9 protein-coding genes and 4 tRNA genes are annotated in these 11,985 nt (G+C 70.0%); 7 read left to right on the top strand and 6 right to left on the bottom strand.

Translation table 11 applies throughout. The features are described 5' to 3' along the window. Positions 1–1,896, bottom strand: a 1,896-nt coding sequence (locus tag ACZ4VI_RS16760; RefSeq protein WP_467999934.1) for a DEAD/DEAH box helicase, incomplete at its 3' end; no start/stop codon positions are given. Positions 1,897–2,096: 200 nt separating this feature from the next. After that, on the bottom strand, positions 2,097–2,627 hold the full coding sequence (locus tag ACZ4VI_RS16755) for a hypothetical protein (protein ID WP_467999933.1): 531 nt from the start codon (positions 2,625–2,627) through the stop codon (positions 2,097–2,099). A gap of 272 nt (positions 2,628–2,899) precedes the next feature. On the opposite strand from ACZ4VI_RS16755, the gene ACZ4VI_RS16750 reads away from it, so the two are divergent. The 4 genes from ACZ4VI_RS16750 to ACZ4VI_RS16735 all read left to right on the top strand — a co-directional run bounded on the left by ACZ4VI_RS16750 (position 2,900) and on the right by ACZ4VI_RS16735 (position 3,654). Continuing rightward, positions 2,900–3,250, top strand: coding sequence for a metallopeptidase family protein (locus tag ACZ4VI_RS16750; RefSeq protein ID WP_467999932.1), 351 nt, complete (start codon positions 2,900–2,902; stop codon positions 3,248–3,250). A gap of 122 nt (positions 3,251–3,372) precedes the next feature. Continuing rightward, a tRNA-Glu gene (locus ACZ4VI_RS16745) sits at positions 3,373–3,445 on the top strand. 39 nt (positions 3,446–3,484) lie between these two features. Beyond that, positions 3,485–3,558 (top strand) — tRNA-Asp (locus ACZ4VI_RS16740). Positions 3,559–3,580: 22 nt separating this feature from the next. Continuing rightward, positions 3,581–3,654, top strand: a tRNA-Phe gene (locus ACZ4VI_RS16735). Between the two features lie 101 nt (positions 3,655–3,755). Here the strand turns inward: ACZ4VI_RS16735 and ACZ4VI_RS16730 are convergent. Together ACZ4VI_RS16730 and ACZ4VI_RS16725 are read right to left on the bottom strand one after the other, a co-directional pair. Continuing rightward, positions 3,756–4,589 carry a cytochrome c biogenesis CcdA family protein gene (locus ACZ4VI_RS16730; protein WP_467999931.1) on the bottom strand — a complete coding sequence of 278 codons (834 nt, stop codon included), beginning with the start codon at positions 4,587–4,589 and terminating at the stop codon, positions 3,756–3,758. Then, positions 4,586–5,323 carry a DsbA family protein gene (locus ACZ4VI_RS16725; RefSeq protein ID WP_467999930.1) on the bottom strand — a complete coding sequence of 246 codons (738 nt, stop codon included), beginning with the start codon at positions 5,321–5,323 and terminating at the stop codon, positions 4,586–4,588. The genes ACZ4VI_RS16730 and ACZ4VI_RS16725 overlap by 4 nt, the downstream gene beginning before the upstream one ends. Before the next feature lie 233 nt (positions 5,324–5,556). Here ACZ4VI_RS16725 and hrpA point away from each other — a divergent pair, with 233 nt between their 5' ends. The 3 genes from hrpA to ACZ4VI_RS16710 all read left to right on the top strand — a co-directional run bounded on the left by hrpA (position 5,557) and on the right by ACZ4VI_RS16710 (position 9,996). Then, positions 5,557–9,495 (top strand): ATP-dependent RNA helicase HrpA, encoded by a 3,939-nt coding sequence (gene hrpA, locus ACZ4VI_RS16720; RefSeq protein WP_467999929.1) that lies wholly within the window; start codon positions 5,557–5,559, stop codon positions 9,493–9,495. 101 nt (positions 9,496–9,596) lie between these two features. Next, positions 9,597–9,670: transfer RNA gene (locus ACZ4VI_RS16715), tRNA-Asp, on the top strand. A gap of 128 nt (positions 9,671–9,798) precedes the next feature. Next, positions 9,799–9,996: a DUF6274 family protein gene (locus ACZ4VI_RS16710; protein WP_467999928.1), complete on the top strand. Its 198-nt coding sequence runs from the start codon at positions 9,799–9,801 to the stop codon at positions 9,994–9,996. Between the two features lie 334 nt (positions 9,997–10,330). On the opposite strand, the gene bldC is transcribed toward ACZ4VI_RS16710, so the two are convergent. Both bldC and ACZ4VI_RS16700 read right to left on the bottom strand, forming a co-directional pair. Then, positions 10,331–10,537 (bottom strand): developmental transcriptional regulator BldC, encoded by a 207-nt coding sequence (bldC, locus tag ACZ4VI_RS16705; RefSeq protein WP_003949541.1) that lies wholly within the window; start codon positions 10,535–10,537, stop codon positions 10,331–10,333. Positions 10,538–11,072: 535 nt separating this feature from the next. Next, positions 11,073–11,945 carry a DUF8083 family protein gene (locus ACZ4VI_RS16700; protein WP_467999927.1) on the bottom strand — a complete coding sequence of 291 codons (873 nt, stop codon included), beginning with the start codon at positions 11,943–11,945 and terminating at the stop codon, positions 11,073–11,075. Positions 11,946–11,985 lie beyond the last annotated feature (40 nt).

The following is an 11,985-nucleotide window of genomic DNA, read 5'->3' as shown; positions in this document are numbered from 1 at the left end:
GTGGAAGCCACCCGACGGACGGTCGTTGTCACGACGCTCGAAGGAACGGCCACCACGGTCGTCACGGCGGTCGTCGCGGCGGAAGCCGCCACGGTCGTCACGGTTGAAGCCACCCGACGGACGGTCGTCGCGGCGGAAACCGCCGGAGGGACGGTCGTTGTCGCGGCGGAAGCCACCCGACGGACGGTCGTTGTCACGACGGAAGCCACCCGACGGACGGTCGTTGTCACGACGCTCGAAGGAACGGCCACCACGGTCGTCACGGCGGTCGTCGCGGCGGAAGCCGCCACGGTCGCCGCCGCGGTCGCGGCGCTCGTAGTTGCCCCGCTCGTCGCGGAACGCCGGGCGCTCCTCGCGGCGCTCCTCGCGTACCGGCTCCGACGCGACCACAGCCGCAGCGACCTCGGCCTCGGCGGCCTCCGTCACCTCGGCGATCGCGGCCTCCGGGTCCTCGCCCCGCTCGCGCGCGGAACGGGCGACCAGGCGGTCGGCCTCCTCGCGGAGCTCGGCGGCGCGGCGGGTCAGGCGCTCCAGCTGCTTGGTGAGGTCGGCGACCTCACGCTCGGCCTGCTTGGCCGCGTTGTTCGCGGAGTCGGCCTGGACCTCGGTGAGCGAACGCGCACCGGTGATCTCGGCGACCTCCGGGTCGAACGCGCCCGCGCCGCCCACGATGTGACGCGAGGCGTCGACGCCCGCGTCCTCCATCAGGCGGAAGATCTGGCGACGCTGGTGCGGGAGGGCCAGAGACACGACCACACCCGAGCGGCCGGCGCGAGCCGTACGGCCCGAGCGGTGCAGGTAGTCCTTGTGGTCACCGGCCGGGTCCACGTTCAGGACCAGGTCGATGCCGTCGACGTGGATACCGCGGGCGGCGACGTCGGTGGCGACCAGCGCGTTGACGTAGCCGTCCTTGAAGTCGGCGAGCACGCGGGTACGGGCACCCTGCGTCATGCCGCCGTGCAGCGCGTCCGCCTTCACGCCGGCCTCGACGAGCTGCTCGGCGATGCGGTCGGCGCCCAGCTGGGTGCGGACGAAGATGATCGTGCGGCCCTTGCGGGCGGCGATGGCGGCCGTGACCGGCGCCTTGTCCTTCGGCTTCACGACGAGGACGTGGTGCGTCATGGTCGTGACGTTGCCCTGGGCGCTGTCGACCTCGTGGCTCACCGGGTTGTGCAGGTAGCGCTTGACCAGCGTGCCGATCTCGTTCTCCATGGTGGCGGAGAAGAGCATGCGCTGGCCGCCCTCGGGGACCTGGTCGAGCAGCTCGGTGACCTCGGGCAGGAAGCCCAGGTCGGACATCTGGTCGGCCTCGTCGAGGACGGCCACCTGGACGTTCTCCAGGGAGCAGGCGCCACGGTTGATGATGTCGCGCAGGCGGCCCGGGGTGGCGACGAGGATGTCGACGCCGCGCTCCAGGGCGTAGATCTGGTTGCCCATCGACGTACCGCCGCAGACGACCTTGATCTTCAGGCCGAGCACGTCGCCGTAGGGCTGGAGGGCGTCCGCGACCTGCATCGCGAGCTCACGGGTCGGGGTGAGGATGACCGCGCGGGGCTTCTTCTTCTCGGTGTGCCCGCCGGCCAGCTGCGCCAGGGTCGGCAGACCGAAGGAGAGGGTCTTGCCGGAGCCCGTACGGCCGCGGCCGAGGATGTCCTTGCCGGCCAGGGCGTCCGGGATGGTCGCCGCCTGGATCGGGAAGGGGGTGGTCACGCCGTTCTGCGCGAGCTTGCGCACGACGCCCTCGGGCAGGCCGAGGTCGGCGAAGGTGATGGTGGGCTCGGCGGACTCCTCGACGGAGTCCGGCGCCTCGGTCTCGACGATCTCGGTGGCCTCTACGGCCTCGACGATCTCGTCGTTCTCGGGCATGACGGCGTGGTCAGAACTGAAAATGGACATGCGAAATGCGAAACCTTCCGGAGTCTCGGCACGCGCCCGTCAACTCCGTGAAATTCGCAAATCGACCGCCTCAATGCGGTCCAGCCACGGCTAGGGAGAGTACGCGCCACACGGCGCTCTTCTGTGTCGGCGCCGGGCAATGGGATCAAACGATCTACCACCATACGCACCCTCCCCCACCTATGGCAAACCGGACCCCCTCACGCGGGCCCGACCTGCGGTGATGCCTCCGGCTCCGCCTGCTTCCCCGGCCCGTCCGCCGCCCTCATGGCCCCCATGTGGGTGTCCGCCCCCGGGGTCGAGGACGGCGTGTCGGACGGCTCCGGAGTGGGCTCCGGAGTCGGGCTCGGGGTCGGCTCCACGCTCGGGGTGGGCGTCGGCTCCGGCGGGTCGGCCGACGGGGTGGGCTCCCCGCCCGGCGCGCTCGGCCCGCCCGCGCCGCCACCGGCCGTCCCTCCGGGCGCCTGACCCGGCTGCGGCCTGTCCCCGGAGGCCCCGCCCGCCGGCACGTCCGCCGTGGGCTTCCCGGAGGCCGACGGCTCCCCGCTGGGCACCGGCGATTCCTCGCCCGCGCCGTCCGCGTCCGGACCGGTCTTCCCGGACGTGTCCCGGCCGGATCCGGCATGCCCGCCCGAAGAGGCCCCGACGCCGTCGCCGGACTCGGCCGCCACGCCCTGCTTTCCCGCGGACTTGCCGGGCGCCGGCTTCGCGCCCTCGTCGCTCACACTCATGCAGCCGCTCAGACCTGCACAGGCGGCGACCGCCAACGCGGTCGCGACCCATCTCACACGGGCGGGCAAATGGCGCACGGAGAGTACCTCCAGGACACAAAAGGGCGGGATGGACGGGAAGGACGGGCAGGAGAACGTGTCTCGCTGCCCAACTCCCTTGGCACCGCAAGGGACACGCCCCCGGGGACCAAGACCCCCGCAGCGCCAGAACCGCGGGATCATTTCGGCCCTGCGGCCCCCGCAACCGCGCCGCCGTCACGGACAATGGCGGTGTGCTGGAGATGACACGCGACACGTTCGAAGAGCTGGTGGCCCAGGCCCTGGACACGATCCCGCCGGAACTCACGCGGGTCATGGACAACGTGGCCGTGTTCGTGGAGGACGAACCCGGCCCCTCCGACCCGGAGCTCCTCGGGCTCTACGAGGGCACGCCCCTCACCGAGCGCGGGGAGTGGTACGCCGGCGTCCTGCCGGACCGCATCTCGATCTACATGGGCCCCACCCTGCGCTACTGCGAGAGCGCGGACGACGTGGTCCACGAGGTCGCCGTGACCGTGGTCCACGAGATCGCCCACCACTTCGGCATCGACGACGAACGCCTGCACGAACTGGGCTGGGGCTGACGCCTGGGCTGACCACGAGCGACGGCCCGGCCCCCGGCGTAAACCGTTTTGGCGATAGCGGCCGGCATCCCATATGCTTCTCACGTCCCCGACGCGCTGAGAAGCGCCCAGGTGGGCCCTTAGCCCTCATCGTCTAGTGGCCCAGGACGCCGCCCTTTCAAGGCGGTAGCACGGGTTCGAATCCCGTTGGGGGCACGCATCACTGTGTGCGAGACTAGTGCTCGCACATTGCAAGGTCCTGTGGAGCAGTTGGTTAGCTCGCCACCCTGTCAAGGTGGAGGTCGCGGGTTCAAGTCCCGTCAGGATCGCTGAGGCTGGAAACAGTCTCGTGGCTGGGTAGCTCAGTTGGTACGAGCGATCGCCTGAAAAGCGATAGGTCGCCGGTTCGACCCCGGCCCCAGCCACAGAGAGAAGGCCCCGTTCGCGAGAACGGGGCCTTTTTCGTGTGCGCGAAGGGTACGGGGCGGGGTACGCGAGTGATCCCGCGCGCCCCCGGCCCGTACCCTCAGGCCTCCCGACGGCCCCGGCCCCGCCACCCCCGGACCGCGAGCACCACGGCCACCACCGCGACGACCGCCACCAGCAGCGCCCAGTCCGGCACCGACCGGCCCACCGACGCCACCCGCTCCTCCACCGCGAACGAGTCGTCCACCGACAGCAGCCCCGGCAGCGCCGTCGTGCCGTCGAAGACCAGGAACACCGTGCCGAGCACGACGAAGAACAGCCCCGACAGCAGCGACGTCGTGTGCAGCTCGAAGCGGCCGGCCCGGAGCACGCGGCCGCGCAGCCAGCGGCGCCTGCCCAGCTCGTACCGCTCCCAGAGCAGCGCAAGCAGGAACAGCGGCACCGCCATCCCCAGCCCGTACACCGCGAGCAGCAGACCGCCGTACGCCGGGCTGCCGCTCAGCGCCGCCACCGTCAGCACGCTGCCCAGGATCGGGCCCGCGCAGAAGCCGGCGAGGCCGTAGACCAGGCCGAGGGCGTAGACGGAGACCGCCGTCGTAGGGCGGATCCGGCCGCTGACCTCGGCGATACGGCGCGAGGCGAAGCCCATCCCGAGGATCTGGAGCACGCCGAGCACGATGATCGTCCAGCCGCCGACGGCCACCAGCAGATCCCGGTGGCCGTAGAAGAGCCGCCCGGCGAACGAACCGGCCGCGCCGAGCGGGACGAGGGTGGTCGCCAGACCCGCGTAGAAGATGCCGGTACGGGCGAGCAGCCGGCTCGTCGAGTCGATCGAGTACGCGAAGAAGGCCGGGAGCAGCAGGGCGCTGCACGGGCTGAGCAGGGCGAGGAGGCCGCCGAGGAACGCCGCCAGATAGCCGATGTCGGAGGTCACCGGGTCCCCTTCCCCGACTTCCCCGGCTTCGCCGTCCTCGCCGCCGCCTCGATCGCCTCCGTGAACGTCTCGACCGGCTGCGCCCCCGCGATCGGCCGCCCGTTGACCAGGAACGACGGCGTCGAGGTCGCGCCCAGCGAGTACCCCTGCTCCTGGTCCTTGCTCACCGCCGCCCGGGCCGCCGCGCTGTCCGCGTCCTTCGCGAACCGCGCCAGGTCCGGGACGCCCGCCTCCTTCGCGAGGGCCGCCAGCCGCTCCGTACCGAAGCCCTTCTCCTTCACGCCCTCGGCGTACGCGGCCTTGTGGAACTCCCAGAACCGGCCCTGCTGCCCCGCCGCCCATGAGGCCCGGGCCGCCGCCTCCGACTCCTCGCCGAAGATCGGGAAGTTCCGCCACTCGATGCGCAGGGTGCCGTTCTCGACGTACTTCTTCACCAGCTCGGGCTCGGTGTCGCGGGCGAACTGCCCGCAGTAGCCGCACTTGAAGTCGGCGTACTCGATCAGGACGACGGGCGCGTCGGCCCGCCCCATGGCCAGCTTGTCGGCGGCGTCCCGGCGGGCGTACGCCTCCAGCTCGGGGTAGACGCCGGCGGACGGGTCGGCGGAGACCTCCGCGACGGCCGACGATCCGGAAGACCCGGACGCGGGCCTGGTCGCGGTGTACGAGACGACTCCGAGCAGCGCGGCGGCGACCGCCACCCCGGAGACGATCATGATCGGCTTGGACTTGGACATGCGGAAAAGCTCCTGGACGTGACGCGAGAGGGGGCGGACGGCGACGGCGCTCGGCCCGCTACACGCCCGCCGGCGCGGCGAGCGCCGTGAGCGCGCGGGCGGTGCGGGACATGGTGGGTACCTCTCAGCTCGACGTGCCCGAAATATTACGGGCCGTACCTGGCCGTACCTGGCCGTACGTGACAGAAATCAGTTCGCCCGTTCTCCGCCCGGGGTGCGATCCTGGGTTCCGTATGTCTACTTCCTTCGCCGCCCTCCAGTCCGTCCTGGCCGAGGTCTCGCTGCGGGACGCCCACCGGCTCGGCCGCCGCCTCGAGGGCGCCCGCCGCATCCGCAAGCCCGAGGCCCGTGAGGCCGTCCTGGACGAGATCGCCGCCGAGGCCGGCAAGGCCAAGGAGCGCGTCGACGGGCGGGCCTCCCGCGTGCCCGTGGTCACGTACCCCGAGCAGCTCCCGGTCTCGCAGAAGAAGGACCACATCCTGGAGGCGATACGCGACCACCAGGTCGTGATCGTCGCCGGTGAGACGGGCTCCGGTAAGACGACGCAGATCCCCAAGATCTGTCTGGAGCTCGGCCGGGGCGTCCGGGGCATGATCGGCCACACCCAGCCCCGCCGGATCGCGGCCCGTACGGTCGCCGAGCGCGTCGCGGAGGAGCTGAAGACCCCCCTCGGCGAGGCGGTCGGCTGGAAGGTCCGCTTCACCGACCAGGTGAACCCCGACGCGACCTTCGTGAAGCTGATGACGGACGGCATCCTGCTCGCCGAGATCCAGACGGACCGCGAGCTGCGCGCCTACGACACGATCATCATCGACGAGGCGCACGAGCGGTCCCTCAACATCGACTTCCTGCTCGGCTATCTGGCCCAGCTGCTGCCCAAGCGCCCCGATCTCAAGGTCGTCATCACCTCCGCGACCATCGACCCCGAGCGCTTCTCCCGCCACTTCGGCGACGCGCCGATCGTCGAGGTCAGCGGCCGGACGTACCCCGTCGAGGTCCGCTACCGGCCCCTCCTGGAGGAGGACTCCGAGGAGTCGGACCGCGACCAGATCACCGCCATCTGCGACGCCGTCGACGAGCTCCAGTCCGAGGGCCCCGGCGACATCCTCGTCTTCCTCTCCGGCGAGCGCGAGATCCGCGACACCGCGGACGCGCTGCTGAAGAAGCAGCTGCGCAACACCGAGGTACTCCCCCTCTACGCCCGCCTGAGCCACGCCGAGCAGCACCGCGTCTTCCAGCCGCACCCGGGTCGCCGGATCGTCCTCGCCACCAACGTGGCCGAGACCTCGCTGACCGTGCCGGGCATCAAGTACGTGATCGATCCGGGCACCGCCCGCATCTCCCGCTACTCCCACCGCACCAAGGTCCAGCGCCTCCCGATCGAGCCGGTCAGCCAGGCCAGCGCCAACCAGCGCAAGGGCCGCTGCGGCCGTACGTCCGACGGCATCTGCATCCGGCTGTACAGCCAGGAGGATTTTGAAGCCCGCCCGGAGTTCACGGACGCCGAGATCCTCCGGACGAACCTGGCCTCCGTCATCCTCCAGATGACCGCGGCCGGCCTCGGCGAGATCGAGAAGTTCCCCTTCATCGACCCGCCGGACCACCGCAACATCCGCGACGGCGTGCAGCTCCTCCAGGAGCTGGGGGCGATCGACCCCAGCGAGAAGGACCCGAAGAAGCGGCTGACGCAGCAGGGCCGGAAGCTCGCCCAGCTCCCCGTCGACCCCCGCCTGGCCCGCATGGTCCTGGAGGCCGACAAGAACGGCTGTGTACGGGAAGTCATGGTGATCGCCGCCGCGCTCTCCATCCAGGACCCGCGCGAGCGGCCCGCCGAGAAGCAGGCGCAGGCCGACCAGCAGCACGCCCGCTTCAAGGACGAGACGAGCGACTTCCTCGCCTTCCTCAACCTCTGGCGGTACATCCGCGAGCAGCAGAAGGAGCGCGGTTCCAGCTCCTTCCGCCGGATGTGCAAGCAGGAGTACCTGAACTTCCTCCGCATCCGCGAGTGGCAGGACATCTACGCGCAGCTGCGTACGGTCGCCAAGCAGATGGGCATCCACCTCAACGAGGAGGACGCGCCGGAGCAGTCCGTCCACACCTCCCTCCTCGCCGGGCTCCTGAGCCACATCGGCATGAAGGACGTGAAGGAGGGCGCGAAGAACGAGTATCTGGGCGCCCGCAGCGCCAAGTTCGCGGTCTTCCCGGGCTCGGCGCTCTTCAAGAAGCCCCCGCGCTTCATCATGTCCGCCGAGCTGGTGGAGACCTCCCGGCTGTGGGCCCGGGTCAACGCGAAGATCGAGCCCGAGTGGATCGAGCCGCTCGCCCAGCACCTGATCAAGAAGACGTACAGCGAGCCGCACTGGGAGAAGGACCAGGCGGCCGTGATGGCGATCGAGAAGGTCACGCTCTACGGCGTGCCGATCGTCACCGACCGCAAGGTGAACTACGGGCGGATCGACCCCGAGGTCTCCCGCGACCTGTTCATCCGCAACGCGCTCGTCGAGGGCGACTGGCGCACGCACCACAAGTTCTTCGCCGACAACCGCAAACTCCTCACCGAGGTCGAGGAGTTGGAGCACCGCGCCCGCCGCCGGGACATCCTCGTCGACGACGAGACGCTCTTCGACTTCTACGACAAGCGGGTGCCCGAACACGTCGTGTCCGGCACCCACTTCGACTCGTGGTGGAAGCACAAGCGGCACGAGGAACCGGAGTTCCTCGACTTCGAGCGCGAGATGCTCATCAACGAGAAGGCCGCCGGGGTCACCAAGGCCGACTACCCGGACTCGTGGCGGCAGGGGCCGCTGAAGTTCCGGGTGACGTACCAGTTCGAGCCGGGCGCGGACGCCGACGGTGTGACCGTCCACATCCCGCTCCAGGTCCTCAACCAGGTCACGGACGAGGGCTTCGACTGGCAGATCCCGGGCCTGCGCGCCGAGGTCGTCACCGAGCTGATCCGCTCCCTCCCCAAGCCGATCCGCCGCAACTACGTGCCCGCGCCGAACTTCGCGACCCGCTTCCTGGACGCCGTCGTGCCGGTGCAGGAGCCGCTGACGACGGCCCTGGCTCGCGAACTGCACCGGATGGTCGGCGTCCCGGTCTCCCCAGACGACTTCGACCTCTCCCGCATCCCCGACCACCTGAAGATCACCTTCCGGATCGTCGACGAGCGGCGCCGCAAGCTGGCCGAGGACAAGGACCTGGAGGCGCTGAAGCTCAAGCTGCGCCCCAAGGCCCGCCAGGCCCTCTCCAAGGCCGCCGCGGCCGCCACGGCGGGCCCGGACGGCTCCGGGCAGTCCCTGGAGCGCACGGGGCTCACGGAGTGGACCATCGGCACGCTGACGAAGGTCTTCGAGACCCGGCGGGCCGGCCAGCCGGTCAAGGCGTACCCGGCGCTGGTGGACGCGGGCGACACCGTCTCCGTACGGCTCTTCGACACGGAGGCCGAGCAGGAGCGGGCGATGTGGCAGGGCACGCGGAAGCTGATCCTGCTGAACATCCCGGTGAACCCGGCGAAGTTCGCCTCGGACAAGCTCACCAACCAGCAGAAGCTCGCCCTGTCCCGTAACCCGCACGGCTCGATCCAGGCGCTCTTCGACGACTGCGCGACCGCCGCCGCGGACAAGCTGATCGCCGACCACGGCGGGCCGGTCTGGGACGAGGAGTCGTTCCGGAAGCTGTACGACAAGGTCCGCGCCGACCTCGTCGACACGACCGTCCGGACGGTGGGCCAGGTCGAGCAGATCCTGGCCGCCTGGCAGGCCTGCGAGCGCCGCCTGAAGGCCACGAACAGCCTCGCGCTCATCGACAACCTGACGGACGTGCGCGAGCAGCTGGCCTGGCTGATGCCGGCGGGCTTCGTCACCCGGACGGGGCTAGGGCGCCTCCCGGACCTGATGCGCTACCTGGTGGCCGTGGACCGCCGGCTCCAGCAGATGCCGACCGGCGTGCAGCGGGACACCACCCGGATGGAGAAGGTCCGCGAGATGCTGGACGAGTACGCCTGGCTGCTCGAGCAGCTCCCCAAGGGGCGGCCGGTCCCGAAGGAGGTCACCGACATCCGCTGGATGATCGAGGAGCTCCGGGTCAGCTACTTCGCGCACGCGCTGGGCACGGCCTATCCGGTCTCGGACAAGCGGATCGTGAAGGCGATCGACGCGCTGGCACCGTAGGAGTCCGGGCCGGTGTGGGGTGTCGCCTTGCGCCGGTTCGACCAGAGCCTCTGACCTGCTGTACAGTCTTCTTCGCAGCCCCGCTGAGGGCCGCGAAACATGGTCCTGTGGAGCAGTTGGTTAGCTCGCCACCCTGTCAAGGTGGAGGTCGCGGGTTCAAGTCCCGTCAGGATCGCTTTCAAGAAGGCCCACGTCGAAAGACGTGGGCCTTCTTCGTTGCCTCCCGGTGTATTGACGGCGTCGGGCGGACCCCGGTACCCCAGACATCAGGGAAACGGGGGCCCACACCGGAGGTGGTCGCGCATGGCCGCGGCGTCCGAAGCACGACCGGCTCGACCGGAACGACAGTCGAGACACGAGATACGCGCGCTGCTGCGCGCCCATCTGGCGGCCGCGTCCCGCCAGAGGCACATCACCCGCCACTGCCCGGTCTGTCACCGCCTCCTGAAGCTCACTCTGGAGGTCGAGCGGACCGAGGACGAAAGTCCCACCAGCCCATGACCAACGGCGGGTTGGGGGCCGCCCGGAGAGGGGCAGGCTGTTCCTTGGCAAGGCTTCGCCAGTGTGACGGGAGTCACCGAACGAGTTTTACGAACTCCTCCGCTTATGCCCTTCCTACACCGGCCCCATTTAATATGTGCAATTGCACCGCCCTCCGGGGCGCATGAGCCGGCACAAAAAAGATCGCGCTGGACCCGGCGGAGTCCAGCGCGATCGATGACGAAGAGCCTGTTGGGGCAGGCGCCCGTCGGCAGAGCTTGGGGTGTGGGCGAACCAGGTTGGGGGACCCGGAAATGCCCGGTCATGCAGGGTAAAGCGGGGTGTTGCGCGTACCTCAGGCCTCGCTGCGCTGCTGCGGAATACCCGCCAGCAGGGCGCGGACCTCAGCCTCGCGGTACCGGCGGTGTCCACCCAGGGTGCGGATGGACGTGAGCTTCCCTGCCTTGGCCCAACGGGTCACCGTCTTCGGGTCCACGCGGAACATCGTGGCAACCTCGGCGGGGGTCAGCAGCGGCTCGGCATCAGGGGTGCGAGCGGTCATGAGCGGCCTCCTCGGGAGAACCGAACCTTCTCGGTTCTTTCCTCTAAATTCTGCACCTTGACCCGCGTTGCCCGAAATGGCGGACGCGAGCCGAGTCGGTTATAGGACGAACGGCTTGTCCTCGGCACTACAACTACACCATCCGTCCAGCCACGTCGGCCAAACCGATGGAATTGCCCTCGCAGGTGTTCATCCACGGCGGAAGTCACGAGACCATGCCATAACGGACAGTCACGCCACTGTGACGATCAGTCACAGAGCGATCAGGAGTCGTCAGACCCCCCATAGAGTGCAATGCTGAGCGTTCCGCCCATAGTTGGACGGAAGGAACCCTCCCCGGACTCCTTGTCCTATTTTGGCACGAGGGTGGGCGATGGGCGCAAGGGCGCAGTAAGTGCTATCCGTCACGCTTGAGCCAAAGGCCCGGATCGGGACCTACGTCCCGCTACGAACTCACCGACGTCCTCACCAGGCACACCGAAGCCCTGCGACGCTCAATGATCATTTACATCAGGCGGACGTGTCCTGTCGATGGTCAATTGGCAAACTGCAGGTTGCGGATCCGCCGCCACCGCTCCGCCAGCCGGCCGTACGCCGCGCTCGCACCCTCCCCGTCGCCGTCCCGCAGCGCCGCGATCCCCTCCGCCATGTCGGCCGCCGACCGGTCCTCCGCCAGCCGTTCCGCCGGCACCGCGTGCACCAGACCGCCGTAGTCCAGCTCCACGAGCGCCCGCGGATGGAACTCCTCCAGCCACCGGCCGACCTCGACCAGGCCTTCCGTCATCGGACCCTCGTCGATCGACTCCCGCAGCGTCCGCAGCGCCCGTGCGAGCCGCCGCCGCGCCTGCACCATCGGCGTCCGGTACCGGAACACCGGCGCCTCGCCCCGCTCCGGCTCCCCCGGCACGTACTCCCGCTCCTCGTCCGCGAAGAGCGTGAACCAGCGCACGGGGACCTGCCAGACCGCCGTACGGATCCACGGGCGGGCGTCCGGGTTCCGCTCCCGCCAGCGCTCGTGGTCCGCCGCCACCTGGGCGCGCACCACCGGCGGCAGCATCGCGTCGAGCACCGGCCCGGGCAGCGAACGCCCCGGCTCGGCCTCCCGCGCCTGCCCCAGCTCCTCCAGGGCCAGCCAGCCCCGCAGCCGGGTCCGCCAGGGACAGACCACGACCACCCCGTCCACGTACGCGACGAACGCGTCCCCACTCTCGTGCACCGGCACCGGAATCGGCGGGGTCGGCAGCAAGTCCGCGAGCGAGCGCCGCAGTTCGTCCTGCGCGGTCGGCTTCTCCGCCCGCCGCGCGTACTGCGCCCAGTGCCCCCGCTCCGGCTCCGGGAAGGCCCCCAGGGGCTCATAGACCCGCAGATAGGAGGCGTACGGGACAATGACCGAAGAGGCGACCGACATGTCGCGATCCTTCCACGGCGATACTCCGCCAGGGGGTGAT

It is taken from the genome of Streptomyces sp. NPDC029169 (genome assembly GCF_055563935.1).
The sequence above is the reverse complement of the archived record's forward strand: the minus strand, read 5'-3'. Positions and strand labels throughout refer to the sequence as shown.